This is a genomic window from Burkholderia sp. SIMBA_051, from assembly GCF_046534915.1.
Classification (GTDB): Bacteria; Pseudomonadota; Gammaproteobacteria; order Burkholderiales; family Burkholderiaceae; genus Burkholderia; species Burkholderia ambifaria.
The window spans coordinates 605,688-632,297 of record NZ_JAWRXS010000003.1 but is presented as its reverse complement, the minus strand read 5'-3'; the positions used below and the strand labels follow the sequence as shown (position 1 = coordinate 632,297).

Annotated in this window: 27 protein-coding genes; 11 read left to right on the top strand and 16 right to left on the bottom strand. The window is 65.9% G+C overall.

What is annotated here, in order from left to right; genetic code table 11:
• Positions 1-33 precede the first annotated feature (33 nt).
• Positions 34-453, bottom strand: a complete 420-nt coding sequence (locus tag SB771_RS10395; protein WP_006754192.1) for an organic hydroperoxide resistance protein — start codon at positions 451-453, stop codon at positions 34-36.
• Positions 454-725: 272 nt separating this feature from the next.
• Entirely contained in the window at positions 726-1,190 is a 465-nt protein-coding gene (locus SB771_RS10390) for a RidA family protein (protein WP_175660815.1), read from the bottom strand.
• Between the two features lie 264 nt (positions 1,191-1,454).
• Between SB771_RS10390 and SB771_RS10385 the strand changes: the two genes are divergently transcribed.
• A complete protein-coding gene (locus SB771_RS10385) occupies positions 1,455-2,387 on the top strand; it encodes a LysR family transcriptional regulator (RefSeq protein WP_175660816.1) in 933 nt (310 codons plus the stop codon).
• 90 nt (positions 2,388-2,477) lie between these two features.
• Here the strand turns inward: SB771_RS10385 and SB771_RS10380 are convergent, their stop codons facing one another.
• The 3 genes from SB771_RS10380 to SB771_RS10370 all read right to left on the bottom strand — a co-directional run bounded on the left by SB771_RS10380 (position 2,478) and on the right by SB771_RS10370 (position 5,690).
• Positions 2,478-3,185, bottom strand: a complete 708-nt coding sequence (locus SB771_RS10380; RefSeq protein WP_175660817.1) for an SDR family NAD(P)-dependent oxidoreductase — start codon at positions 3,183-3,185, stop codon at positions 2,478-2,480.
• 864 nt (positions 3,186-4,049) lie between these two features.
• The gene (locus SB771_RS10375; RefSeq protein ID WP_105834432.1) at positions 4,050-4,460 is read right to left on the bottom strand and encodes an acyl-CoA thioesterase; all 411 of its coding nucleotides are present in this window, start codon (positions 4,458-4,460) and stop codon (positions 4,050-4,052) included.
• 393 nt (positions 4,461-4,853) lie between these two features.
• Complete coding sequence (locus SB771_RS10370; protein WP_175660818.1) at positions 4,854-5,690, bottom strand: AraC family transcriptional regulator; 837 nt, start codon at positions 5,688-5,690, stop codon at positions 4,854-4,856.
• Positions 5,691-5,793: 103 nt separating this feature from the next.
• Here SB771_RS10370 and SB771_RS10365 point away from each other — a divergent pair, with 103 nt between their 5' ends.
• The 5 genes from SB771_RS10365 (at position 5,794) to SB771_RS10345 (ending at position 11,510) form a co-directional block, all read left to right on the top strand.
• The gene (locus SB771_RS10365; RefSeq protein ID WP_175660819.1) at positions 5,794-7,293 is read left to right on the top strand and encodes an efflux transporter outer membrane subunit; all 1,500 of its coding nucleotides are present in this window, start codon (positions 5,794-5,796) and stop codon (positions 7,291-7,293) included.
• A gap of 9 nt (positions 7,294-7,302) precedes the next feature.
• Positions 7,303-8,664 carry an HlyD family efflux transporter periplasmic adaptor subunit gene (locus tag SB771_RS10360; RefSeq protein WP_175660820.1) on the top strand — a complete coding sequence of 454 codons (1,362 nt, stop codon included), beginning with the start codon at positions 7,303-7,305 and terminating at the stop codon, positions 8,662-8,664.
• On the top strand, positions 8,661-10,199 hold the full coding sequence (locus SB771_RS10355; RefSeq protein ID WP_175660821.1) for a DHA2 family efflux MFS transporter permease subunit: 1,539 nt from the start codon (positions 8,661-8,663) through the stop codon (positions 10,197-10,199). The genes SB771_RS10360 and SB771_RS10355 overlap by 4 nt, the downstream gene beginning before the upstream one ends.
• 59 nt (positions 10,200-10,258) lie before the next feature.
• Positions 10,259-10,690, top strand: coding sequence for a hypothetical protein (locus SB771_RS10350; RefSeq protein WP_175660822.1), 432 nt, complete (start codon positions 10,259-10,261; stop codon positions 10,688-10,690).
• A gap of 85 nt (positions 10,691-10,775) precedes the next feature.
• A complete protein-coding gene (locus SB771_RS10345; protein WP_175660823.1) occupies positions 10,776-11,510 on the top strand; it encodes an autoinducer binding domain-containing protein in 735 nt (244 codons plus the stop codon).
• Here SB771_RS10345 and SB771_RS10340 read toward each other — a convergent pair.
• From SB771_RS10340 to SB771_RS10310, 7 genes are all read right to left on the bottom strand, one after another.
• Positions 11,433-12,221, bottom strand: a complete 789-nt coding sequence (locus SB771_RS10340; RefSeq protein WP_175660824.1) for a glutamine amidotransferase — start codon at positions 12,219-12,221, stop codon at positions 11,433-11,435. The genes SB771_RS10345 and SB771_RS10340 overlap by 78 nt on opposite strands.
• Positions 12,222-12,242: 21 nt before the next feature.
• On the bottom strand, positions 12,243-12,887 hold the full coding sequence (locus tag SB771_RS10335; RefSeq protein WP_175660825.1) for a glutathione S-transferase family protein: 645 nt from the start codon (positions 12,885-12,887) through the stop codon (positions 12,243-12,245).
• A complete protein-coding gene (gene metC, locus SB771_RS10330) occupies positions 12,881-14,062 on the bottom strand; it encodes a cystathionine beta-lyase (protein WP_175660892.1) in 1,182 nt (393 codons plus the stop codon). The genes SB771_RS10335 and metC overlap by 7 nt, the downstream gene beginning before the upstream one ends.
• Positions 14,063-14,109: 47 nt before the next feature.
• A complete protein-coding gene (locus SB771_RS10325; RefSeq protein ID WP_175701367.1) occupies positions 14,110-14,763 on the bottom strand; it encodes a pyridoxal 5'-phosphate synthase in 654 nt (217 codons plus the stop codon).
• Positions 14,764-14,771: 8 nt separating this feature from the next.
• Complete coding sequence (locus tag SB771_RS10320; RefSeq protein ID WP_175660827.1) at positions 14,772-15,674, bottom strand: HpcH/HpaI aldolase/citrate lyase family protein; 903 nt, start codon at positions 15,672-15,674, stop codon at positions 14,772-14,774.
• 49 nt (positions 15,675-15,723) lie between these two features.
• Complete coding sequence (locus tag SB771_RS10315) at positions 15,724-16,866, bottom strand: acyl-CoA dehydrogenase family protein (RefSeq protein WP_175660828.1); 1,143 nt, start codon at positions 16,864-16,866, stop codon at positions 15,724-15,726.
• Between the two features lie 413 nt (positions 16,867-17,279).
• Positions 17,280-18,098: a response regulator transcription factor gene (locus tag SB771_RS10310; RefSeq protein ID WP_175660829.1), complete on the bottom strand. Its 819-nt coding sequence runs from the start codon at positions 18,096-18,098 to the stop codon at positions 17,280-17,282.
• A 160-nt stretch (positions 18,099-18,258) separates the two neighbouring features.
• On the opposite strand from SB771_RS10310, the gene SB771_RS10305 reads away from it, so the two are divergent.
• Both SB771_RS10305 and SB771_RS10300 read left to right on the top strand, forming a co-directional pair.
• Positions 18,259-19,104, top strand: coding sequence for a carbon-nitrogen hydrolase family protein (locus tag SB771_RS10305; RefSeq protein WP_175660893.1), 846 nt, complete (start codon positions 18,259-18,261; stop codon positions 19,102-19,104).
• A gap of 129 nt (positions 19,105-19,233) precedes the next feature.
• Positions 19,234-20,577, top strand: a complete 1,344-nt coding sequence (locus tag SB771_RS10300; protein WP_175660830.1) for an APC family permease — start codon at positions 19,234-19,236, stop codon at positions 20,575-20,577.
• A 383-nt stretch (positions 20,578-20,960) separates the two neighbouring features.
• Here the strand turns inward: SB771_RS10300 and SB771_RS10295 are convergent, their stop codons facing one another.
• Entirely contained in the window at positions 20,961-21,449 is a 489-nt protein-coding gene (locus SB771_RS10295) for an aminoacyl-tRNA deacylase (protein WP_006755037.1), read from the bottom strand.
• A gap of 464 nt (positions 21,450-21,913) precedes the next feature.
• Here SB771_RS10295 and SB771_RS10290 point away from each other — a divergent pair, with 464 nt between their 5' ends.
• Positions 21,914-22,201: a YciI-like protein gene (locus tag SB771_RS10290; RefSeq protein ID WP_011656925.1), complete on the top strand. Its 288-nt coding sequence runs from the start codon at positions 21,914-21,916 to the stop codon at positions 22,199-22,201.
• A 9-nt stretch (positions 22,202-22,210) separates the two neighbouring features.
• Here SB771_RS10290 and corA read toward each other — a convergent pair whose 3' ends face one another.
• Positions 22,211-23,188, bottom strand: a complete 978-nt coding sequence (gene corA / locus SB771_RS10285) for a magnesium/cobalt transporter CorA (RefSeq protein ID WP_165751445.1) — start codon at positions 23,186-23,188, stop codon at positions 22,211-22,213.
• 179 nt (positions 23,189-23,367) lie between these two features.
• Here corA and cydX point away from each other — a divergent pair, with 179 nt between their 5' ends.
• Together cydX and SB771_RS10275 are read left to right on the top strand one after the other, a co-directional pair.
• Complete coding sequence (gene cydX, locus SB771_RS10280; protein WP_175660831.1) at positions 23,368-23,514, top strand: cytochrome bd-I oxidase subunit CydX; 147 nt, start codon at positions 23,368-23,370, stop codon at positions 23,512-23,514.
• Positions 23,511-24,128 (top strand): AAA family ATPase, encoded by a 618-nt coding sequence (locus tag SB771_RS10275; protein WP_041491177.1) that lies wholly within the window; start codon positions 23,511-23,513, stop codon positions 24,126-24,128. The genes cydX and SB771_RS10275 overlap by 4 nt, the downstream gene beginning before the upstream one ends.
• A 108-nt stretch (positions 24,129-24,236) precedes the next feature.
• On the opposite strand, the gene SB771_RS10270 is transcribed toward SB771_RS10275, so the two are convergent.
• Together SB771_RS10270 and SB771_RS10265 are read right to left on the bottom strand one after the other, a co-directional pair.
• Positions 24,237-25,337, bottom strand: coding sequence for a saccharopine dehydrogenase family protein (locus SB771_RS10270; protein WP_006755042.1), 1,101 nt, complete (start codon positions 25,335-25,337; stop codon positions 24,237-24,239).
• A gap of 516 nt (positions 25,338-25,853) precedes the next feature.
• Entirely contained in the window at positions 25,854-26,318 is a 465-nt protein-coding gene (locus SB771_RS10265; protein ID WP_006481526.1) for an Lrp/AsnC family transcriptional regulator, read from the bottom strand.
• Between the last annotated feature and the right edge of the window lie 292 nt (positions 26,319-26,610).

The window sequence follows — 26,610 nt, the reverse complement described above, 5'->3', positions numbered from 1 at the left end:
GTGAAGGCGGCGCCTGGCCGCCCGATGCAATGCTCAGACGATGCGGATCTCGACATCGATGTTGCCGCGCGTCGCCTTCGAATACGGGCAGGTCTGATGCGCGGTATCGACGATGTGCTGCACGACGTCGCGATCGAGCCCCGGCACGCTCACGTTCAGGCGGGCCTGCAGGAAGTACGCGTTGCCGCCCATGCCGAGGTCCACTTCGGTGTCCACGGCGAGATCGGCCGGCAGCGTCACCTTCGCCGCGCGCGCCGCAAGCTGCATCGCGCCGATGAAGCAGGCCGACCAGCCGGCCGCGAACAGTTGTTCCGGGTTGGTGCCGGTGCCGGCGCTGCCCGGCGACGACAGCTGGATGTCCAGGCGGCCGTCGGAACTGCGCGCCGCGCCGTCGCGGCCGCCGGAAGTCGTGTGCGTCTTGCCCGTGTACAGCACTTTTTCGATCTTGCTCATCATTCACTCCGTCAGGTTTGAAGGTTTTTTCAGATGCGATTCGATCGCATGCGATGCAGTTTCGTCGAGGCGACGCCTCACGTCAAGCGGATTCGATTAAATCGGATGCGATATTTTGTATTTCAATGTATCAGGATCGTTTCGAGCCTTGCGGGACAAGGCTCTTCAGCGATCCACCCCTTATATTGAAAAGGAGATGCAGAGGGAAAAATTCACGGCGGGCAGGGCAGACGCCGGTCGGAATGGCCGTTGTCTCGGCGGCGGCAACGCCGTTAAGCCGGACGGATTTCGGCGATCACGACCAGGATCACGGCAGCGTCGGCAGGCAACTGGCGCTGGGAAAAGGCCGAGCGAGCGTGTCCGGCCTTGTCGCCCAGCACCGCGGCGAACAGGTCGGAGGCACCGTCGATCACGGCTGGCTGGCCGTAGAAGCCGTCGGCCGACGCGACGTGGCCCTCGACCCGCACGATGTGATGCAGTCGATCGAACCCGCCCAGGTGCTTGCCGATCTGCGCGAGCACATTCAGCGCCGCGAGCTGCGCCGCGTGCCGACCGTCATCGACGCTCAATTGTTCGCCGACGCGGCCCGTATAGGCCACCTTGCCGTCGACGAGCGGCAGTTGCCCGGACACGAACAACAGGTTGCCGGCTTCGCTGACGGCCGTATAGCTGCCGAGCGGTTGCGGCGGTTCGGGTAGCGAAAAGCCGAGTCCGGCCAGTTTCTGTTCGATCGTCATCGCGTGCTCCTTCGGGGATGATTGACGGGTCTGTCAGTCACTCTAGTGAGGCGGTCGGCGCCGGTAAATATCGTTCGCGCAATTGATTTGGCACACGATGTAACGAATCGCGCGCGGCATCGAACGGCGCGAACGCGTGCCGGCAAAGCGGCCCGGTGCCGCCCTCCGTGTTCGCCGGTTCGCTGGTTTGCCGCCGGGGATTCATGCACACTCGTTGCTTCGACGTCCCGCGACGCAAGCACCGGACACCGCTGGAGCCGCTTCATGCAACGAAAATTCGACGACCTCCTGCTCGGCAGCATCGAGCTGTTCTGCCTGGCAGCCGAACTCGGCAGCTTCACGCTCGCCGCGACGGCCGCGAGCGTCACGCCAGCCGCCGTCAGCCGGTCGGTCGCGCGGCTCGAGGAGCGTCTCGGCGTACGCCTGTTCGTCCGGACGACGCGGCAAATCCGCCTGACCGATTCCGGACGGCGCTACTTCGAGCAATGCCGTGATGCGCTGTCTCAGCTCGTCGACGCGGAGCGCGAGGCAACGGGCCAGCAGGCAACGCCGGCGGGCGTGCTGCGCATCAGCATGCCGACGCCGTACGGACACTATCGGGTGCTGCCGCTGCTGCCCGCGTTTCGCGAGCGCTACCCGGACGTCCGCGTCGAAACGCACCTGAGCAATCGCAACATCGACTTCGCCGAAGAGGGTTTCGACCTTGCGATCCGCGGCCGTGCGCCGGCGGATTCGAGCCTCGTCGCGCGCAAGCTCGAGGACGCGGAACTCGTCGTCGTCGCGACGCCCGGCTACCTGAAGCGCGCCGGCGTGCCGCGCGCCGTCGACGATCTGCACGCGCACGAATGCATCCAGTTCGAGCTCCCGAGCAGCGGCCGGCCGATTCCGTGGCTGTTCAACGACGGCGCGGCAGAAATTGAAATCGCGACGACCGGCGGCTACGGCACGTCGGGCGACGTCCTCGCAGGCGTCACGCTCGCGCGCAGCGGTGCGGGCCTGTTCCAGACCTACCGCTTCATCGTCGAACGGGATCTGCGGGAGGGCACGCTCGCGGAGGTTCTGTCCGGCCAGGGCGGGCGGTCGCGGCCGTTCATGCTTCTGTATCCGCATGCGCGCTATCTGTCGTCACGCGTGCGCGTCTTCGTCGACTTTCTCGTCGAACATCTCGAGCAGGCGCCCGACAAGCGCAAGCGCTAGCCGCGTGCGGCCGGTGCACGCACGGCGCGCCTGAGCCGGTAGCGGGCCGGCTCGCGCCATCCGCACCGGCCGTTCTCACTACCTTGCCGCTCAGTGCCCGGCGCTCTGGCCGCCGTCCACATGCAGGATCTCGCCGGTGACGAACGGCGCCGAATCGAGATACAGAATCGCGCCGACGATGTCGCTCATCTTGCCCATCCGGCCGACCGGATGCAGCGATGCGAGCGTTGCATGCGTGTCGGGCGCATGCATCGGCGAGTTGATGATGCCGGGCGACACCGCGTTCACGCGGATGCCGGCCTTCGCATACTCGATCGCGAGCGACTTCGTCGCCGCATTGAGCCCGCCTTTCGTCAGCGATGCGAGTACCGATGGCACGTTGCTGTTCGCGTGGTCGACGAGGCTCGTCGTGATGCTGACCACGTGCCCGCCGCCGTGCCGCTGCATCGCCGCGATCGCGCGCTGCGTGACGTGGAAGAAGCCGTCCAGGTTCACGCGGGTGATGGCCGCATAGTCGTCCGCCGTGTATTGCGTGAACGGTTTCGCGATGAACACGCCGGCGTTGTTGACGAGAGTGTCGACCTGCCCGAAGCGTTCGATTGCGGTGTCGACCACGCGCCGCGCGACCGCCGGATCGCCGATGTCGCCCGCGACGGTGACGAGATCGGGATCGTCCGACGGCCCGATCGAACGGGACGTCGCGACCACCCGATGGCCCTGGGCGCGGAATGCGTTGACCGTTTCAGCACCGATGCCTTGCGATGCGCCGGTGACGATGATGACTTTGGACGTGCTCATGATATGCCTCAACAGGTGACTGGTTTTCGGCTTCAGTGCCGACCGGATCGGTGAATCCGATGGACCAGACTCTAGGCGTGTCGGGCCGGAGTTCGAACACCCACCATGGAGCAACAGTCTTGCGTCGCGGGAACAAATGCGGGGAGGGTGGTGGCGGTCGCAGCGGCGATTCGCGCGACGGCGGTGTTGGCGCAGGTGGATCGACGTGATCGTCAACGAGCGGGCAATCTGGTGACGACGCGCGTCGAATCCTCGTGTATGCGGAGGTTTGCGCGGGCAAATGCTGCGAACGCCGGGCGCTGGTTTGTTCGCAACACCGCGGGCACTTCGCCAATTTATCGGTGCTATCTGGATAACTTTTCTTATCACAATAGCTCGATTAAAAAGACGAACTCACTCGTTCCAAATTGCGTCTGACGGGGGTTCCGGTCGCTGGGGGCGTGGAAGAAGCGAATGCACGCAGTCAATCCGGCGCGCTCACCACGCATGCAGCACCGTCAATACGTTTGCCGTCGCACGTGCGATGTCGTGAGCGGTGGTATCGACGGTCGCATGCGCGCATTCCCGATAGAGTGGGTCGCGCGTCCGGATTGCCGGCCGCGATGTGCTCGACCGCATTGGCCGCGATGGTCTGCGGCGTACGAACGGACGTACCGTCGCGGGACGGCCGTGGTCGCCAAAGGCGCAAGGCGAGGCCGCCGACCAGCGCACCGCTCGGCCAACGACGCGTCGTGAGCAGTCGCCGCATCGAACGAAACGGCGACGCCCGCGTCCCGCAGGCGCACGATGACGATCGCATCGATCCGACGCCGTGCGCGCGTCACCGCCGCATTCACATGCGGCTCACGCCGCGGCCTGCGCGCGTTACAGCGAACCCTGGAATTCGAGCACGCGCGCCTTGAAGTCGTCCGGAACGGCCAGCGTCGTATTGCTCGCGTAATCGAACATCACGTGCGTCGACGCGCCGCGCGCAACGATAGTCCGGTCATCGCGCTCCATCAGATGTTCGAGGTCGAAGCTCTTGCTGCCGAAGCGCACGATGCTCGACCGAATCGTCAGGTTGTCGCCGAACTGCGCAGGCGCGAGGTATTCGCACTGCGTCTTCACCATGATGTGCGGCAGTTTCTCGCTGCGCGGCAGGCCGAGCAGATCGAACATATAACAGAGGTAAGAATGCTGCAGATAGTCGTAATAGACAGGACTGCTCACGTGCCCCATCGAATCCGTATCGCGATACTTCACGTGAATCGGCGTTTCGTAATGTCGCTTGGTCATGATGTCTCTCCGGAATGGCTGGGTTGATTTATATATTCGAACCTGCTTTACAGTCAGGTACCCGAAAAATTAATCGAACACCTATCGGAGCGCCACTATCAGAACGGATAGCGCACGGCAGCGATGTCGGAGGGCCCGTCGTAACGGGCGGCGACGAACTTTTCATGCTCGGCCCCTATCCTGAATAGCCCGGCGGGCTTGCAGCGGGCGACAAGATGCTGCTCGGAGACGATCCGGCGGGTTGTACGATCTGACGGCATTCGACATCGGCCCCTTCCAGAAAACGCATCGAGCGACCGATCGCCGGCGACACGGCGACTATAGCCACACCGATGCTCGCGCACGACTGACCGGGGGTAGGGAAGCGCGCCGGGCTGCGTCGCGCCAGTGCTGCTAGGGCTGTTTGCGCTTCGCGAAGTAATGCGCGGGCGAATCGCCGAATGCACGGCGAAACATCGCGATGAAATTGCTCGGCGTCGCATAGCCGAGCGCATCCGCGATATTGGCGACGCTGTCGCCGTTCGCGAGACGTTCGAGCGCGTGCGTGAGCCGCGCCTGCTGTCGCCATTGCGCGAAGCTCGTGCCGGTCTCGGCGACGAACAGCCGGCTCAGCGTGCGGGCGGACAACCCGGCCCATTCGGCCCACGCGTCGAGCGTGCGGCTGTCGTGCGGCTGGCCGAGGATCGCATTGGCGATCCGCAGCAGCCGGCGATCGCGCGGCATCGGCAAATGCAGCGGTTCATGCGGCGCGCGGCGCATCTCGTCGAGCAGCACGATGCTCATGCGCGCCTGCTCGGTATCGAGCCTGTCCTGGTCGGCCCAGGACACGGCACGCCGCACGAGCGCGCGCATCAGCTCGGTGATCGCGATCACGCAGGGGCGGTCCGGCATCCGCCGGCTCGCGGCCGGTGCGATCACGACGCTCCAGCCGCTCAACGCACCGCTGATGCTGACCTTGTGCTGCTCTCCCGGCGGAATCCAGCCTGCGCGATGCGGTGGCAGCAGCCATGAGCCGTGCGGCGTGCGCACGTGCGCGAACCCGCTCTCCACGCAGAACACCTGACCGCGCAAATGACTGTGCCAGTCGACTTCGCGCGTGCCGAGTTGATACGCGTTGCTGCCGTCGTCCTCACCCCACACGGCGATCAGCGACGGACCGTCCTCGCGTTCACTCGGATCGGCGTCGGCGCGCTGCACGGTGCGCGACGGAGAAGCTTCACGGATGGGCATGGCCGGAATTCATTATTTTTTGTCTAAACAACATTATCAGCTTTGTCCCTGGGCGTCCAACAATGCATGTCGTGTTCAAACCGAATCGAAGCAGAGGAATGCGATGCATGCAGCACTTGCTCCCTGGACGGACGATGCCACCGTGCGGCGTGTCGTGTCGCGAATGGCGGTCGTGGCAGCGCTCGCGATGCTCGGCGCGTGCGCGAGCCGCGACGGGCTCACGCCGGCCGGCACGCTGCGCGGCGCCGAGTCGCTCGCTGCGACGCGCAGCCTCGCGCACGCACCGACTGCCGACTGGCCGGCCGCCGACTGGTGGCGTACGCTGCACGATCCGCAGTTGAACGCGCTGATCGACGAGGCGCTCGCCGGCAATCCCGATCTCGCCACCGCCGATGCGCGCGCACGTGAAGCGCAGGCGCTGGTGATCGAGGCGCAGGCCGCGCGCGTGCCGCACATCGTCGGCCGCGCGAGCGCGAAGGGCGAGCGCCCATCCGGCACGCAATTCTCGATCGGCGAAGGCGGCGGTTTCTTCAGCCACACGCGCGAGATGAATCTCGGCTTCAGCTGGGATCTCGATCTGTGGGGCGGCCGCCGTGCCGCATGGGAAGCCGCGCTCGGCGAAGCGCGCGCCGCGCAGGTCGACGCGCGGGCCGCACGCATCATGCTGTCCGTCAACGTCGCACGCGCATACGTGAACCTTGCGTATGCGTTCGATCAGCAGGACGTCGCGCGTGCCGAATACGAGCGTGCCGACGAAGCGCTGACACTGACCCGCCAGCGTGTGGCCAAAGGCATCGACAACGTCGCGCAACAGCGCCAGGCGGAAAGCGAGGTCGCGGCCGCCGCGCGCGAGCAGGCACGCGCGGCTCAGGCGATCGGCAGCGCGCGCATCGCCCTCGCGATCCTGCTCGGCGCGGGCCCCGACCGCGGCCTTGCGCTCGCGCGTCCCGCACCGCTGCCGATCGCGGCGCTCGCAGTGCCGTCCGATCTGCCCGCCGCGTTGCTCGGCCGGCGCGCCGACATCGTCGCCGCGCGCTGGCGGGTCGAGGCGGCGAGCCGCAACGTCGCCGCCGCCCGCGCGGACTTCCTGCCCAACGTGAGCCTGACCGCGCTGATCGGGCTCGCGACGCGCGGTGGCGCATCGCTGTTCCAGGCCGCGTCGCGCACCTACAACATCGGTCCGGCCGTGAGTCTGCCGATTTTCGACGGCGGCGAGCGGCGCGGCGTGCTGCGCAAGCGCGACGCGCAATACGACCTGGCGGTCGCCGGCTACAACAAGACGCTGATCGGTGCGATCGGCGAAGTGGCCGACGATCTGCACCGGCTTGATTCGCTCGCCATGCAGGCCGATGCGCAGCAGCGTGCGCATGATTCCGCCACCGACGCGTGGCGGCTCGCGGACGCGCGCTACCGGGCCGGAGTCGGCAGCTACCTCGACGCGCTCGTCGTGCGCCAGCAGCTACTGGTCGCGAGCCGCGAAGTCGCCGCGCTGCGCGCCCAGCGCGCGGATCAATCGCTGCAGCTCGTCGCGGCACTGGGCGGCGGCTTCCGCGCCGAACCCGACGACGTCGCGCTCGCCGCCACGCCTTCCCACCGTCCCTGAGATCGAACCATGAGCAGCGACAACACCCTGCAGACTCCTCCTCGGCCCGCGGCCGCCGATCCTGCCAGCGCGCGCCAGCATCCCGTCGGCGATCACCCGGGCGGATCGCGCTCGCCGGCCGACACCGCTCCCCGCGCGCAACCGGGAGCGGGCGGGACGGTACCCGCGGCACCGCCCGCGCGACGCAAGCATCTGGTGCGCGCGCTCGTCGCCGTGTTCGCGTTCGGTATTGCCGGGTGGGGCGCCTGGTATGCGCTCGTCGGCCGGTGGTACGAAACGACCGACAACGCGTACGCGCAAGGCAACGTCGTCGAGCTGACGCCGCAGGTGACGGGCACCGTCGTGTCGATCGACGCGGACGACGGCGACCTCGTGCATGCAGGCACGCCACTCGTGCGCCTCGACCCGAGCGACGCGCAGGTCACGCTCGCGGCCGCACAGGCCGATCTCGCGGCAACGGTGCGGAAGGTGCGCGGCCTGTACAGCAACGAGCGCGGGCTCGCGAACAGCATTGACGGCGCGCGCGCCGAACTCGCCGCGCGCCGCACCGCGCTCGACAAGGCGAAGGCCGACTACCGGCGCCGCGAGGATCTCGGCCGCTCCGGCGCGATTTCGCACGAGGAGCTCGCTCATGCACGCGACACATTGACATCCGCGCAAAGCGCGTATGCGGCCGCACAAAGTGCGCTCGCCACGTTGAGCGAACAGCATCAGACGAGCAAGGCGCTGGTCGACGACACCGCTGTCGCCTCTCACCCCGACGTTCAGGCCGCGGCGTCGCGCCTGCGTGCCGCATACCTGGCGCGCACTCGCACCGATATCGTCGCCCCCGTTACCGGCTATGTCGCGAAGCGCACGGTACAGGTCGGCCAGCGCGTGTCGCCGGGTGTGCCGCTGCTCGCGGTCGTGCCGTTGCGCGAGTTGTGGGTCGATGCCAATTTCACCGAGAAGCAGCTCGACCATATGCGGATCGGCCAGCCTGTCGAACTGACGGCCGACCTGTACGGCAGCAACGTCCGTTACAGCGGCCGCGTGCAGAGCCTCGGGGTCGGCACCGGCAGCGCATTCTCGCTGCTGCCCGCCCAGAATGCGACCGGCAACTGGATCAAGATCGTGCAGCGGCTGCCGGTTCGCATCGAATTGACGGACCCTGCACAGCTCGACGCGCATCCGCTGCGCATCGGCCTGTCGATGCACGCAAGCGTCGATCAGCACGATCGCAGCGGCGCAATGCTGTCGCAACGCGCGCAGCGAGATCCCGTGTTCCGCACCGACGTATACCGTGAGGAGCTCGCGCGCGCCGACGGACTGATCGCCGATGTCCTGCATGCAAACCTGCCGGCGACGGCGCGCGCGGAGCGTGTGCGATGAGCGGGCCGATGCCGGCCGCCGATGGCGGCTTTCGCCCACCGAGCGTCGCGCTGACGACGTTCGGTCTCGCGCTCGCGGTCTTCATGCAGGTGCTCGACGGCACCGTCGCGAACGTATCGCTGCCGACGATCGCCGGCAATTTCGGCGTGAGCACGACGCAGAGCGCATGGGTCGTCACCACGTTCTCGGTCAGCAATGCAATCGCGCTGCCGCTGACCGGGTTTCTCGTCAAGCGCATCGGGCAGGTCCGGCTGTTCGTGTGGGCCACGCTCGCCTTCACGTTCGCGTCGCTCCTGTGCGGCCTCGCGCAAAACCTGCCGCAGCTCGTCGCGTTTCGCGCGCTGCAGGGCCTGGTAGCCGGGCCGATGATCCCCACCACGCAAGCGTTGATGCTGTCGATCTATCCGCCGCAGCGACGCGGCTTCGCGCTGTCGATGATCGCGATGGTCACCGTCGTCGCGCCGATCGCGGGCCCCGTATTCGGCGGCTGGATCACCGAGCATTACTCGTGGCGCTGGGCGTTCCTGATCAATCTGCCGATCGGCGTGTTCGCCGCGCTCTGCGTCTTCGCGCAGATGCGTGCGCGCGTCGAAACGACCGTCGCCGCGCGCGTCGACTATGTCGGCCTCGCCGCGCTCGTGGTCGGCGTCGGCGCGCTGCAGATCGTGCTCGACAAGGGCAACGAGGCCGACTGGTTCAACTCGACGTTCATCGTCGTGATGTCGGTGGTCGCCGCATTCGGCATCGCGCTGTTCCTGATCTGGGAACTCAACGAGCCGAATCCGATCGTGAATCTGCGGCTCTTCGCCCATCGCAACTTCGCGGCAGGCACGCTGACGCTCGTGCTCGCATACTCGGCGTTCTTCGCGGTCAACGTGATCGTCCCGCAATGGTTGCAGCGCACCCTCGGCTACACGGCGTTCTGGGCCGGGCTTGCCGTCGCGCCGATGGGCGTGATTCCGGTGCTGACGACGCCGTTCATGGGCAAGTACGCGCCGCGCTTCAACATGCGCGTGCTCGTGTGCTGCGCATTCGCGATCCTCGGTGCGTCGTCGTTCCTGCGCGCAGGGTTCGTGCCCGACGTCGACTTCACGCACATCGCGCTGATCCAGCTGCTGCAGGGGCTCGGCCTCGCGCTGTTCATCATGCCGATCAACAGCATCCTGCTGTCCGACCTGAAACCCGACGAGATCGCCGCAGGCTCCGGCCTGTCGACCTTCCTGCGCACGCTCGGCGCGAGCTTCGCGGTATCGATCACGTCGTTCCTGTGGGATCGGCGCGCCGTCGTGCACCACGCGCAACTCAGCGAGCACGTGAGCGCGTTCGATCCGGCCGTGCGCGCCGAGGTCGCGCGGCTCGGCGGCGGCGACCCGCAACGGGCCGCCGCGCTACTGGGCAATCTGGTCGACGCGCAGGCCTATCAGATTTCGTTCAACGACGTTTCATTCGCGCTCGGCTGCGTCTATCTCGCCGTGATGGCGGTGGTATGGCTCGCCCGCCCGCCGTTCGGCCCCGGTGCCGGCGCGAAACGATGAAACGGGCGCCGCGCGGCCCGTTTCGACCCATGCTGTTCAACTCGAAGGAGATCGACCTGATGCATACCCAACACGCTGGAAAGATGTCGTCCGCACTGGCGACGCTCGCCGTATTCGATGTCACCGACTTTCCGCTCGTCGTCGTACGCAACGACGCGATCGCTTCCGACGGCTATGCGCAGCGCTGGCTCGACGACATGGATGTGCTGCTGCGGCACGGCGAGCCGTTTGTCATGATCTTTCCGCCGGCCCGCCCGGACGAAGCGCACGACGATCGCAAGCAACGCGGCAAGTGGCTCAAGGAGAACCGTGCCGCGCTCGCCGCGGTCTGCCGTGCGCTGATCACCGTCGAACCGGACCCGAAGGAACGCGACGCGGCCGTCGCAAACGGGGCTGGAATCGAAAAGGCATTCGGTGTTCCGTTCGACGTGGCGGCTTCGCTCGACGATGCAAGGCAGGCAGGCCGGCGACGCCTGACTGGGGCGGTCTAGCGCGGCCCGTGCGCGCGCAACGCCTCGAACCGGTTGCGCAAGTCCGCCTGAATGCAGATTCCAACGAATAAACGGGGTGGCTTGTATGAATGGACTGGAATGTCTGAATTGGTTGGTACCCGGCGACACGGACGCGTCATGGCAGCGGATGACCGACGCGGCCGCCGGAATGGGGTTCGACAAGGTCGTGCTGATCGTCTTGCCGTTTGCCGGCGCATCGTTCGATCTCGCGCGTAAATGGAGCAGCGGCGTGCCCGGCTGGACGGCACTGTACCGACAGCGCCAGTTCGACCGCGTCGACCCGATGCTGCGGCATTGCTTTCGTTCGGCGCTGCCGCTCGTATGGGACGGCGAGCTGTTCGCGCTGCCTGAGCAGCGGCGGTGTTACGAAGCGGCGTCCGCGTACGGCATGCGCACGGGGGTCGTGCTGCCGGCACGCGGCGCGAAAGGGGAGGTCGGCATGCTGTCGTGCGCGAGCGTGGACGACATCACCACGACGCGTGCGCGCTGTAACCGCCATCTGGCGGTGCTGACGCTGCTGCGCGACGTCGCGTGCGAAGCGATTGCCGGCACGCCCTGCCATGCCCCGCCCGACAGCGTGCCGCGGCTCAGCCGACGGGAAGTCGAATGCCTGCGATGGCATGCGGCCGGCAAGACCTCGTGGGAGATCGGCCACATCCTGAATGTGACCGAGTCGTGCATCAATTTCCACTTCATGAACATCCGTCGCAAGTTCAACGTGTCACGTCGACACGAAGCCGTGCTGCGCGCGGTCGAGTGGGGGCTGATCAGCATCTCCGACGTGACGGTGCCCGGCTAGTGCCGCAGCGGGCTCACCAGCGACCCAGCGGTCCAGAAACGCGCTGAGCCACGCTGCCGTCGCGCGATCGTGCCGCCGACCCTCGCGATTCTGCGTCGCGAGATCCTGCGCGCCGGGTGCCGACAGCTTGTGTGCGGCGGCCGTGCTCCAGCGTCGCATCATCGGATAGCTCACTTCCGGATGAAACTGGACGCCATATGCGCACGGTCCGTAGCGAACCGCCTGGTTCTCGAAATGCTCGCCGGTCGCGAGGACCTCGAGCCCCGCGACACGTTCGAAGCCCTCGCGATGCCATTGATAGACATGCGACGGCCATGAACCGAGCCGCCGCCCGGCGGGTGTCGCGGCAATCGGCCAATAGCCGATTTCCGCGCGCCCGTCCCGATGCGCGCTCACGCGGCCACCCAGATGGCGAATCATCATCTGCGCGCCGAGGCACACACCGAGAAACGGCGCGCGTTCGCGCAGCGGCACGCCGATCCAGTCGATCTCGTCGCGAATCCACAGATCGTCGTCGTTGGCGCTCATCGGCCCGCCGAACACCACGGCACCGGCATGCCCGGCGAGCGTCGCCGGCAACGGATCGCCGAGCGGCGGACGGCGAATGTCGAGCGGATGACCACGCGCGGCCAGCAAGCGCCCGATCCGGCCGGGGCTCGATTGTTCGCGATGCAGCACGATCAGGATCGGGCGAAGTGTGGAGTGCGTCATCTTGTGTGGACGGATGGAGGATCAACCCGGCTGGCCGCGCAGCGCGTCGAACGACACCATCACGTGTTCGCGATAGGCGGATCGACGGCACAGGCGAGCGTACCAGGCCTCGACATGCGGCAATGGCGGCCGCTCGACGTCGAGCGAGAAATAGCGGAACAGCGTCGCACCGGCCGGAATGTCGGCCAGGCCCGGCGTCGCGCCACCGAGAAACGGCTGCGTCGACAGCAACCGGTCGAGCAGCCGGTAATGCATGGCGCAGCGTGCGGTTTTGTCCCGCACGATCGCATCGTCGCGTTGCGCCGACGGCGTTCGGATCAACGCCCAGAACAGCCCGGTCATCACATCGGGTTCGAGCGCGGTCTGCGACCAGTCCATCCAGCGCTCCGCGCGCGAACGGGCGAACGTGTCGCGGCACCAGAACGGATTGTTCGGCACGCGCGCGGCGAGATAACGCAGGATCGTGTGCGATTCCCACACGACGTCGCCGTCCCAGTCGATCACCGGAATCCGGCAGGCAGGATTCAGCGCCGCGAATGCGGGCGTCTGCAGCGAACCGTATTCGCCGCCGGCCGGGATGTGCCGGTACGGCAGTCGCAGCTCGCCGACGAGCCATAGCACCTTCTGCACGTTGAACGACGTGCGGCGCCCCCAGACGGTCAGCATCGCGCGGCATCCTCGCAGCTACCGGTGCGCGCGAATGCAGCGTAGCGATCGAGGCCGGCGGCCAGATCGGCGATCAGGTCGTCCGCATCCTCGAGTCCGATATGCAGCCGCACACCGCGGCTGCCCGGTGGCCAGCGCTGCGCAAGACGATGCGCATCCAGCTCGAAGGGCAGTGCGAGGCTCTCGTAGCCGCCCCACGAGTAGCCGAGCCCGAACAGCGTCAAGTGATCGAGAAACGCGTCGACCGCCTGCCGCGGTGCGGGCTGCAGCACGATCGAGAACAGCCCGGACGCGCCGCGGAAATCGCGGCGCCACAGTGCGTGTCCGTCATCGCCGGGCAACGCGGGATACAGTACGCGCTGCACTTGCGCGCGTGTCGTCAGCCAGGTCGCGACCGCGAGCGCGTTGCGCTGGTGCTGCCGCAACCGCACACCGAGCGTGCGCAAGCCGCGCAGCGCGAGATAGACGTCGTCCGGGCCGACACATAGCCCGAGGTCGCCATGCAATTGCTTCAACGCGGACCACGCGCGCTCGTTCGCCGAGACGACGCCGAGCATCGCGTCGGAATGCCCGACCAGATACTTCGTGCCGGCCTGGATCGACAGATCGATACCGAGTGCATGCGGCCGGAAGAACAGCGGCGTCGCCCAGCTGTTGTCCGCGATGACCAGTGCGCCGTGCGCGTGCGCGAGCCGGACGAGCGCACGCACATCGTGCATGTCGAACGTGTAGGATCCCGGAACTTCGACATACACCGCGCGCGTGTTCGGCCGGAATGCGGCTGCAACGGGCGTATCGGCGTCGTACCAGCTCGTCTCGACGCCGAGCCGCGCGAGCACGCCTTCGCATGCGTGGCGCACCGGACCATACACCGATGCGGTCATCAGCAGGTGGTCTCCCGGTTTCAGACACGATAGCAGCGCGAGGGTGCACGCGGACAACCCGGACGGACACAGCACCGTACCGGCGCCACCTTCGAGACTCGTTATCGCCTGCTCGAGCGCTTCCGTAGTCGGCGTGCCGCGCCGGCCGTAGATGTATGGTTGCGTGCGGTTCAGCAGATCCGACACGGTCGGGCTGAGCACGGTCGACGCGTGGTAGACGGGCGGGTTCACGAAGCCGTGCCATGCCGCGCTGTCGCGGCCCGCATGCACGAGTTGCGTGTCGTCGTGCATCCCGCCGTACAGATCGTCGCACGGCTGCGATCGGCGTTCGGCAGGCGTCAAGGCCATAGCGCGCACCGGTCCCAGCGCTGGCCGGCGCGGCGGTACGCCTGCCGCGCAAAACGCCGCACACTGTCGGCACGCCAGAATTCAGCTTCGTCCGGCGCGAGCGCGTACAGGTGCCAGTCGTCCGATGCCAGATCCGGATCGGCGGCCAGCCGCGCCAGCTGCGCATCGATTGCGCGCGTGAGGTCGGCCGGATCATCGAGCCGTTCGCTTTGCCGGCCGGCCAGAATGCTCGCGCGCGAGCGTTCCGGGCGGCTTGCGAAATCGGCTCGGCCGGCCGCGGCCGGTAGCCGCTCGACCGGGCCGCTGAGCCGGACCTGACTGGCGATCGCCGGCCAGTAGAACGTCAGCGCGGCGTACGGCCGGTGTTCGAGTTGACGCCCCTTGGGACTGCGTGCATTCGCCGCGAAATGCCAGCCGCGCACATCGACGTTCAGCAGGACGACAGCGCGCGCATCGGGCCGCCCGTCTGGGCGGACCGTCGACAGCGTCATCACCTGCGGTTCAAGCGCGCCTGCCGTCACGGCCTCGCCGAGCCAGCGCTCGAATTGCGCATGCGGCGTGTCGGGCCAGTCGTGCGGGGCAACATGGGGCGCGGCATGTGCGAGTGTTTTCAGCGCCTTCAGACGCATTGCGATCGTGTCCATGGCGTGGCTCATGCGATACCGAATTGCGTTGCGCGGGCAATCAGTCGATGCGCGGCGAGATAGTCGGGAACTTCCGCGAGAAAGCCGTCGACGACGGCCGCTGCAACGCGGCGCCCGCCGGATTCGCGCCGTGCGGTATCGAACGCGTCGATCACGCGGCGGGCGAGGGCGACTTCGTCGGACGTCGGCGTGAGCACACGATTGACGACCGGCACGAACTGCGCGTTGACGATCGCTTTCGCCTGGTAACCGAGGCCGCGCGATACATGCATGTCGCGTTCCGCGCCCTCGTTGTCGGCATAACTGTACGGGCAGTCGATCGCGGTGACGCCGACCGCCGCACACTCGACGCGAAAGCGCGAGCGAACGTAGTCGAGTTCGCGGCCCGCGCGCGTGCGTTCGGCACTCATGTCGGCCACCATGTCCTCGGTCGCGACGAGCACGGCCGACACGCGCGGGCTCGAACGGGCGATCGCCATCGTGTTCACGAGACCGAGCGTCGTCTCGACGTTCGGCACCAGTTCAGTCGAGCCGGGCGCGATCTCATATTCGTGCTCGAAACGCGTCACCGCTTCGTCGAGCGCGGCGGCCTGCTCGGGTGTCGCAACGTAGGACATCATCACGATGTCCGGGCGGCCGCGCATCGCGGCACGCAAGTCATCGATTCCGCCCGCATCGAGCGGATTCACGCGCACGGCCGCCAGCACGCCGGCGTCGCGCCAGCCGGCCAGCACGCGTTCGCTGAGCTCGCGCGCGGCCGGACGGCGCTCGGGCGGCGTGAAGGTTTCGAGCTCCTGGATCAGGACGTCTGCGCCGCTCGCGGCACCGGCAACGAGCGCGGCGTGATCCGCACCGGCGAGGAATAGCCAGGAGCGGCGCAAGCGGGAAGGGCGTCGGTTCGTCGATGTCATGCTGGATTTCCTGTAACGCGCGTGGTGCGCATATCGATGACGCGGGCGTTCAGCCGGCACGCATCATCTGGTTGAAGATGTTCTTGCGGTGCATTTCCTCGGTTCCGCCGACGCTCATGAAACCCAGCGCATCCGATGCAAAAGCCGCCACCGGCCCGGCCTGATAGCCGAGGCTGCCGTACAACCGCACGAGGCCGAGCGCGCCGTCGACGAGATCCTGTGCGCCGACCAGCTTCGCGATCGAGCACGTCATCAGAGCTTGCGGGTGATTCGTCAGCAATTGCGCGAGGGCGCCGCGCGCGAGCCACGTACCGCGTTCGATACCAATCTGCAGGTCGACGAGACGCCGTTGCACGTACTGGTGAGCATCGATCGTGCTGTCGAAGCTGCGCCGGTTGCGGCAGTAGCCGATCGCGTCGCGCAGATACGGCACCGTCACCTGTGCGGCGACGAGGCCGTAGTAGAGGCGGCCGAGCGAAATGATGTCGATCAGGTTGCCGAGCCCCGCACCGGGGTCGCCGAGCAGCTGGTCGCGCGCAATCGGGCAGTCGTCGAAATGCAGCGCGCCGGTCGGCAGGTCGTCCAGGCCGAGCTTGCGGTCGGGCGCGGCGATGGTCATGCCCGGCTGGTCGTGATCGACGATCACGAGCGCGGTATTGCGCCGGTCCTGCGTTTCGATGCGCGTGACGACCAGGACGAAGCGCGCGAGCGGCGCATGCGCGATATTGAATTTGCTGCCGGCCAGCCGATAGCCGTTACCGTGCTCGACCAGCTTCGTCGCGATGCTGCGCACGTCGGTGCCGGTGCCCGACTCGGCAATCGCAGTCGCACTCAGCTCGCCACGCAGGATTGCGCCGAAATAGCGGTCCTGCTGCCTAGCGCTGCCGTATCGTTCGAGCGCGCGGACCATGCCGGCCTGCGCGATCACCGACAACAGCAGCGCCGGGCGGCGGACCGCCGATGCGAGCCCCTCGAGCGCAGCGGAAAAGTGCCACCAGCCATGGCCGTCGCCGCCGTACGTTTCCGGCACGATCATGTCCCACAGTCCTTCCTGTCCGAGTCGTGCCCACCCGGCATCGTCGAATCCGGCGGGCGCGTGGCCGTCGCGATCCGCGGCGGCTGCGATTTCCGCGCCGATTTCGCGAAAGCGCGCGAGCGTCGCGTGCTGTTCCTGCGTCCAGTCGAATGGCATCTGTCTTGTCTCCGATCGAGTCGGCGCAGCCTTCGATGGCGCGCCTGCGATGCCGACAAGATTAAGTGGGCACGGACAGCGGAGGTACTGGCAGTAGTGGTAGTTTCGGGGCCAACGACTGTCGGCCCGCGTGGGATTCGCAGGACCGCAGATCCGGCGATAACACCCGTGACGGTCTGCGTCGATCTGGTGAATTCTCGTCGGCCGCCGACGGACAGTGGCGGCGACCGCGACGATCCGCGCTGGTGCGGTCAGCCAGACTTACGCGGTTCGCCAATCTCGGGGCAGCGCCGGAGACAAACCACCGCCCGGATCTGAATGCCGGCCATTCTGTAGTAACGGAGCAGCAGGGGGTTGACGATCACCGGCCCCGGTTCACACGTATCGCCCGTCCCCGACCGCCACGACGGACATCACCCGCGCTCGTCCGTTCGTCCCCGATCGTAGAACATCGCAAACAGCTCGGATTGCGATCCGACGCCGAGCTTCGCGTAGATGTGCTTTTTATGCGCACGCACGGTCTCGAACGAGATCGACAGCTTCTCCCCGATCGCGCGTGACGAGAATCCGCTCAACGACAGCATTGCGACTTCGATTTCGCGCGTCGTCAATGCGCCGCGCCCGTTCTTTCCGGTCAGCATGCCGAAGCGCGCATGCGGATCGGGCGCGTCGATTTCCGCCGGGCGCGACGCGCCTTTGACCGCGAACGTTTCGAACCGCAAGCGCTGCTGCATCAGCGACAGCACCCATGGTGTGTACAGCGTGAGCAGTGCCATCTCACGCTCGTCGTACTTGCTCGTCTTGCCGAGCGAGAAGCCGAGCGTGTGATCGCGATCGATCACGACGTTGAAATGCACTTCGTCGCCGACGATATTCTTCTTGAAGTACCGCTCGTAGTACTCGGTCATCCGGAAGTTGTCCGGCGCGACGTCGGCAAGGGTATAGAAGCCGGGCGCCTGCGTTTCGAACGCGGCGAGATAGAACGGATCGAGCTGATAGAGCGCGGCCAGATAGTCCTGAAACATCAGGTCGATCTTGCCGTCGGGCATCGCCTGTTCGGCGAGCACGAGTGGGGCGGCGTCGCCCGCGAAACACAGCGCGACCCAGTTGTCGAAAGCGACGTGCCGTTCGAGCACCCGCGTGAGGCGCGCCCAGAAATGCGGGCCATCGAGGGCATCGATGGCCGAACCAATCTCCCGGTGAAAAGCGAGATCTCGCCATTCGAAGTCCATCGTGTCCTCCGGTGAGGGTAACCCTGGCGGGGAATTTCAGGTCAAAAATAATAACCCGATAATCAGCCTCACTTCGTCACGCAGCAGACCATGCAGCGCTTTGCTCGGCGCGAGTGGGATGAGACGTGCAACTGAAAGGCGATTGGAAGGAGATGACTTCATGCAGGTGGAACTCGCGCAACTGATGCTCGTCGACGGCGACGTCGCGCACAACACGCGCAAGGTGATCGATACGATCGAACACGTCGACAGCGCAGGCGGTACCCGGCTGATCGTGTTCCCCGAAACGACGCTGTCCGGCTTTCCGACGCGGGACACGGTCGCCGACGTCGCGCAGCCGCTCGATGGCCCGGCATTGTCCGCGGTACGCGACGCGGCTCGGCGAAAGGGCGTTGCCGTGGCCGTGGGCCTTGCCGAGCGCGACGGCGGCCAGTTCTACAACACCACGGTGCTCGTCGACGAGCAGGGCGATATCGTGCTGCGCTATCGCAAGACGCATCTTTGGGCGTCGGATGTCGGCGTCTTCACGCCGGGCGACCGATTCGAGACCTGCCGCTGGAACGGTCTGACGGTCGGCCTGCTGATCTGCTACGACATCGAATTCCCCGAGACGGCACGCGCCGTCGGGGCGCTCGATGCCGATCTGCTGATCGTCACGAACGGCAACATGGACCCGTTCGGTCCGGTGCATCGCCGTGCGATCGCCGCGCGCGCGATGGAAAACCAGATGTTCGCGGTCATGGTGAACCGCTGCGGTTCCGGCGACGACAACCTGACGTTCGCCGGCCTTTCCACGCTCGTCGATCCCTTTGGCGACACGGTGATCGAACTGGGCCGGGACGAGGCGGTCGTGCATGCGAGCGTCGATCCGACGCGTCTCGAAGCGAGTCGCGAGCACTACAACTATCTGCACGATGCCCGTGTGGCGCTCGGTCTGTCGCCCGTCGAACGGGCGGGCGGGAACCGCGCGGTCATGATCGAACCGCGCCGTCCTCGCACCGAATAGCCGGAATCCACGGTCCATTCGACGCATGGGGCACGGCGCAATGCCCTGCACGTGCTCGCCCGTCCCATTGAAATGCCGGCCCGACGGCATACAGCCATTCGTATCGGCCGCCGAGGCCCAGGAGACAACATGCAAGCGTCATCATCACCCCATGAACCAGCACGCCTGAAGCGCACACTCGGCCTGCCGTCCGTGCTGCTGTTCGGGCTCGCCTACATGGCACCGCTGATCGTCTACGGTACTTACGGCGTGCTGGCCAAGGCCAGCGACGACACGGCCGCGCTTGCCTATCTGCTCGCGCTGGTCGCCATCGCCTTCACCGCGCTCAGCTACGGCAAGCTCGCGCGGCTCCATCCGGCCGCAGGCTCGGCTTATACGTACACGCGCAAGACGTTCAACCCGCATCTGGGTTTCATGATCGGCTGGGCAACGCTGCTCGATTACTTCTTTCTGCCGATGGTGATCTGGCTGATCGGCGCGGCGTATCTGAACGCGGCATTTCCGCACGTGCCGACCTGGATCTGGATCGTGGCGTTCATCGTGTTGACGAGCGGCCTGAACATCGTCGGCATCGATCTGGCCGCGCGGTTCAACATCGTGCTGATGGTCGTGCAACTGGCGGTCGTCGCGATGTTCGTCGTGCTGTGCGTGCACTATGCGTCGGCTGCGGCAGGCGCGGGCGGTATTGCCATGGCGCAGCCGCTCTTCAAGCCGCACGTGCCGTTCGGCGCGACGATGGCAGGCGCCGCGATTGCCGCCTATTCATACCTCGGCTTCGACGCGGTCTCGACGCTGACTGAAGAGACGATCGATCCGAAAAAGAACATGCCGCGCGCGATCCTGCTGATTGCACTGATCGGTGGAGCGATCTTCGTGATCGCGGCGTACACGATGCAGCTCGCGCACCCGGGGGTGGACTTCGAGGATACGGATTCGGCCGCGTTCGAAGTGGCGAAGATGATCGGGGGCGATCTGTTCGTCACCGTGTTCCTCGCCGGCCTGATCCTCGCTCAGTTCGCGTCGGGCATCTCCGCGCAAGCGAGTGTCGGCCGATTGCTCTATGCGATGGGCCGCGACGAGATCCTGCCGAAGCGGATCTTCGGTTTCATCCATCCGCGTTTCAAGACGCCCGCGATCAACATCGTGCTGGCCGGCAGCGTCGGGTTGATCGCGCTGAAGCTGGATGTCGCCACGTCCACGTCGTTCATCAACTTCGGCGCGTTTCTTGCCTTTACAGCGGTCAATCTGTGCGTGATTCGCTTGTACCTGCGGGGGCAGTCAGGCGAACGCCGGATTGGCGTGATCGGCGGACTCGTGTTTCCTGCGATCGGCGCGGTATCCGATATCTGGCTGCTCGTGAGCCTCGAGAAGGCTGCACTCGTGCTCGGCGTCGCGTGGTTCGTGCTCGGGCTGGTGTATCTGTGCTGGATTACGCGCCTGTTCCGCCAGGCACCGCCGGAAGTTGCGATTTAAGCGGGTCGCGGAAGGATGGGCAGCGGGTATTCGAATTCGGCTGGGAACATCACAAACCTTCGGCGGTCGGTATCGGCGCGGAATCAACAATCCGGCGTTCGATCCGTTGCAGCGATCGCAGCGTCCGGCGCCGGACACCCGGCGGCCGGTCGCTTTACACGGCGCGAAAAATCCCGGATTTTCATCCGGGTTGGACATGGTGCGACATGGGCCTTACAAACAATTTTAGGGTCCCATCATTGAACCGCAATTCAACTTTGATAATTATGATTATGTCAAATACGAAATTGAGCCGGAAACATAGCTGGATCGACAGCCCGCAACGCCCCAACGGCGCCCATCAGACGCCGTTCTCATTCAACAAACCTCCCGCACCAACGCAATCAGGAAACCCACATCCCCTGCATCTTGTGCGAGAAATGCGCGCGCTCGGCCGTCTCCATCAGCGACAGGAATTCGTCCTGCGTCATATGGATCAGCGCTTCGTGGTCGCCGGCCTCGAAATACACTTCCGGCTGCTGCGCGAGCTGTTCCTCGAGGAACGTCTTCATCCCGTACGCCATGCACACCGGCGGCAACGCGCCCAGGTCGCAATCCTTGAACAGTTCGCGCAGTTCCATTTCCCTGGCGAGCACGAGATGGCGGCCGGTCTTGACCCAGAGATCCGACAATCGCACCGCGTGCGATGTCGGCAACACGGCGGCGACGTAGCCTTCGTCGTCCTCGAGCAGCACGGTTTTCGCGAGGCGATCGCCCGGGATATGCGCGGCGGCGGCCGTCTCCATGCTGGTATGGCTATACGGGTGGTACACGACTTCGTACCGCGATGACTTCTGGCGCAGGCAATCCTGCAGGGTGGCTGATACAGGCATGGCACACCTCGTCTGGGCGAATCGGGCGAACGGAGTTCGCTCCGGATTTGTTCAGCATAGGTCGCATTGCGGCCAATGGAAACGCCCTCCCGCGGCACCCCGTCCGGACGGCCCACACCGGCTTCGGCCCCTTTTCCGCTAACGCGACCGCCCTCGCCGGCATGTGAAATCCCGGGCCGGAATGCGCGTCCCATATGCTTCCCCAACCCACCTTGCCTGAAGACCAAACCTGCGATCAGCCGTCCGGTGCGATAACGCAAAATCATGCGACGGCGGAGTCGCGTTAGACCGTTAGTTGCATTAAAAGGACAGGTAACGAGATATCGAAATCATCCCCGGCAGCCGCCAAGGTCAGCCAGCCACGAGCGGCAAGCCGTCGCCAGCCGTCCCGACAAAGCCCGAATCGCGCCCTATACTGAGCCCAAGCGCCCGCCATCCCGCGGCGGCCGATTCCGGGAGCGACCATGCATTACCAGCTGATCTACGAACTCGTCGACGATTACCTGTCCCGGCGCGAGCAATACCGCGCCGAGCACCTCGCGCTTGCGAAGGCGGCAACCGAACGCGGCGAGCTCGTGCTCGCCGGCGCGTTGCAGGATCCGTCCGATCAGGCCGTGCTCGTGTTCGAAGGCGATTCGCCCGAAGCCGCCGAATCGTTCGCGCGCGCCGATCCGTACGTGCAGAACGGCCTCGTCAAGTCGTGGCGCGTGCGGCCGTGGCGCGTCGTGGTCGGCAAGCACGCACCGCACTAGGCGTCGCGGCTACAGCCACCCCGCCCGCTTGAAGCGCCACCACAGCGCGAGATCGGCCGCGACCATCACCGCGATGCAGCCGTAGAAACCGTACTTGAGGTGTAGTTCGGGCATGTTCGCGAAGTTCATCCCGTAGATGCCGGCGATCATCGTCGGGATCGCGAACAGCGCGGCGAACGAGCCGAGCCGCTTGGTCACCTCGTTCTCGGCGAGCGAGATCATCCCGAGATTGACCTGGACCGCGGTCACGACCATCTCGCGGCGCCCTTCGATCGTCTTCACGATCCGCTGCAGGTGGTCGTACACGTCGCGGAAGTAATGCTCCATGCCGCTGCAGAGCTGCGGAATGCGGCCGCCGGTGAGCTTCGCGAGCGGCTCCATCAGCGGCGCGGTGTGCTGGTGCAGCATCACGAGCCGGCGTTTCAGCGAATAGAGATCCTCGATGATCGCCCGCGACGACGCGAGCGTGGCCTTCGCGAAGATGCGATCCTCGAGTTCCTCGAGCTCGTTGCCGAGCGTCTCGAGGATCGGGAAATAGCGGTCGACGACCTGGTCCATCAACGCATAGAACACGAACGCCGAGCCTTCCTGCAGCAGATGCGGCTCGCGCTCGCAGCGCTTGCGCACCGCGCGGAAGTCCTGCTCGGTATGGTTGCGGATCGACAGCACGTAGTTCGGGCCGACGAACACGTTCAGCTCGCCGACATTGAATTCGCCGTCTTCCTCGAGCTCGACCGTATGCAGCACCGCGAACAGCGAGTCGCCGTACTCCTCGATTTTCGGGCGCTGATGCCCCTTGCGGGCATCCTCGAGCGCGAGTTCGTGCAGCGCGAACTCCTCGCCCATCAGGTCGATCTCTTCCGGTGTCGGATCCTTCAGGGCGACCCACACGAAACACTCGGGCTTCGACACGTAGTCGCTGATGGCATCGATATCGATGTCGGCCAGCTTGCGGCCGTCCTGGTATGCAGCACAATTGATCAGCATGGTGTCTGTAATGTTGCGGTTTGCGCATTAGTTTACCGGTTTGACGCGCGGGCGGCCCGGCTTGCGCGGCGCGCCGATATTGGTCATGATCAGGCTGCCTGCGCCGCGGCACACGCGCGGCACCGCTTCGGCAAACGCACGGCACGGCCGCGCGGCCCAACCATCAAGGAGACAGACCCATGTGGTATTTCTCGTGGATCCTCGGCATCGGCGTGGCGCTCGGCTTCGGCATCATCAACGTGATGTGGCTCGAGGCGGAAGTGTTCCCGCGCGACGACAAGCGCACCGACGCGGCGCGCGCGGGCGCGGGGAGCCGGTATTCGTGACGCACCTGGTGTTCTTCTGCGGTCATGCCGGCACCGGCAAGACCACGCTCGCGAAGCGGCTGATCGGGCCGCTGATGCGCGCGACCGGCGAAGCCTTCTGCCTGCTCGACAAGGACACGCTCTACGGCCGCTACAGCTCGGCCGCGATGGGCGCCCTCACCTCCGATCCGAACGATCGCGACAGCCCGCTCTACCTGAAGCATCTGCGCGATCCCGAATATCAGGGCCTGCTCGACACGGCCCGCGAGAATCTCGCGCTCGGCATCGGCGCGCTCGTGGTCGGCCCGCTGTCGCGCGAAGTGCGTGACCGGCGCATCCTCGACCGCGCGTGGCTCGGCATCGGGCCGGAGATCGCGCTGACGGTCGTCTGGGTGCATACGGCGGAAGACGTCGCGCACCAGCGGATCGTCGCGCGCGGCAACCCGAACGACGCGTACAAGCTCGCGCACTGGGACGAATACCGGCAACGCCGCTTCGTGCCGACCGGCCACGAATGCGACGGCATCGTGATGTTCGACAACACCGCGCCGTCCGACGCGGACATCGATGCGCTGCTGTACCGCATCGTGCCGCCGGCGCCGCAGGCAACGATGGTCCCGCCGCTGCCCGCCTGAGCCGCACACGCACCGCCCTGCTCCTGCCTGCTTCGACCAGCCTCAAAAAAAACGCCGGAAGCGCTGTTTGCGCTCCCGGCGTTGCACGGCCCTCGTGCCGGAGATCCGTCAGGCGACTTCGTGCACGCGCTCCATCGTGCCGCCTTCGTACAGCTTGCCGAAGCGGTTCGACAGGAACGCCTTCAGCGACACTTTCTCCTGAGGAATGAAGCCGCTCTGCGGCAGCTTCTTTTCGCGGAACAGATCCAGCACCGCGCACATCGCGCCGGCCGTCGTGATCTGGATCGCGCTCATGTGCATCCCGCACACGTCCTTCGCGAAGATCTTGCGCGTGAACACGTCCTGCACGAGCTGGCCGTCCTTCACGCCCGTCACCGTGACGAACACGAGCACGACGTCCTGCTTGGTCGACGGCACCGCGCGGCGCATGATCGATTTCAGCGTGTCGCGGTCGCTCGACAGGCGCAGGTCCTCGAGCAGGAACTGCACGAGTTCGCGGTGGCCCGGATAGCGCACCGACTTGTAATCAAGCGTCTCGACCTTGCCCGACAGCGTCTCGCACAGCGTGCCCAGGCCGCCCGACGTGTTGAACGCCTCGTATTCGGTGCCGTCGAGCGAGAAGTGCTCGAGGCCTTCGAGCGGCTGCACCCACTGCTTGCGGCCGTCGCGGATCGCTTCGCACGGCTGACAGTATTCGTTGATCAGTCCGTCGACGCTCCACGTCAGGTTGTACTTCAGCGCGTTGGTCGGATACTCGGGCAGCGCGCCGACGCGCATCTTCACGTCGCGCACTTCGCTGAAGCCGTTCACGAGCTCGTGCGCGGCGATGCCGATGAAGCCCGGTGCCAGGCCGCACTGCGGCATGAACGCACGATCCGAACCGTCGGCGAGTTCGCGGATCGCGTGGGTGGCGCGGACGTCCTCGGTCAGGTCGAAGTAATGGACGCCGGCCGCCTTGGCCGCCGCGGCGACGTTGACCGCGAGGTAGTACGGCAGCGCGTTGACGAGCGCATCGAAGCCCTTCACGGCCTCACGGATCGCATTGGCGTCGGCCGAATCGACGCGTTGCGTCGCGATCCCTTCACGCGACAGCTTGGCGAGCGCATCCGCATCTCGGTCGAACGCGACGACTTCGTAGTCGCCCGTTTCACGCAGCATGTGAGCAATGGTGTGGCCGATCAGACCTGCGCCGACGATGGCGATTTTCATGCGCTTATCTCCTGATGATGGGTTTGGTGTTGGTGTACGGCGTCGAGCCATGAACACAGTTTAGGGACGCGCAAAATCAGTTCCAAGACGAAGAATGATGCGAAACGACCGATAAATTCGACTAAATGACGATGCATTTCGTCATAACGACCAAAACGCCTAAAAATCGCGTATACGGCGCGCCGCAAACGGGTCGCCATCGAGGCGTGTGGACGGACAGGAAGAACAAGCAAAGGAGGACACGCGCCCGGCGAAGAAATCGTTACGCGCATGCAGGCCGGCATTCGACCCGACGACGCTCACGTGACGATGCACAAGGCAACTCCCCGCCCTTCGGCGAACGCCGACGGCCGGGGGTCAAGGAAAGGTAAAGGAGTAACAGCCTGCGCGACGATGCGCGAGAACGCCCCGCCCTGCGGCGAACGCAAACGGCGAGGGTTCAACGGAAGGTAAAGCAGCAACAACCTGCGCGACGAATCGCGCTGCGGCGTCAAGCCCGACGCCGCATGCGGCGCATCACCCGCCGATCGTGCCGCGATCGATCTTGCGCGACAGAATGATCGACGTCGTCGTGCGCTCGACGCCCTCGAGCGTGCCGATCTGATCGAGCAGGTCGTTGAGCCGCTCCGGCGAATCGGCGCGCAGCCACGCGACATAGTCGTATTCGCCGCTCACCGCGCACAGCAGCTGCACTTCGGGCATCCGGTCGAGCTTGCGCAATACGTCCTTGCCGAACTTCGGCGTGAGGATGATGCCGACATACGCATAAATGCTCGCATCGAGCACGTCCTGCCCGAGCCGCACGCTGTACCCGGCGATCACGTTCGTGCGCTCGAGCCGCGCGATGCGCGCGACGACCGTCGTGCGGGCGACGTCGAGCTGTCGCGCGAGATCGGCGACGCTTGCGCGCGCATCGGCTTGCAGCAGCGCAACGAGTTGCCGGTCGAGATCGTCGAGTTGGTCGAGGCGAGGTGGACGCATGAGGCTGGGCCGGCGGCAGCGCGCCGGCGAAATGGAACGTGACGCGATGATAGCGCCGAACGCCGGTGCGCCCAAACGGCGTCGCACGCCATCGCAGGTTCATGCGTTCGAACCGCGCTCCTCGCTCGCGCGCGACGCCCGGCGTGCCGACACACGCACAACCGAACGCCATCGCACGCCATCGTCCGCCGCCCATCCGCTATGTGCGTGACCCTTCAATTTCGATTCGTTTCGGATGTAAGCAAGTGTCGCTTTCACCGCCGCGTGACACGCAACGTGCTACTAATAGCAG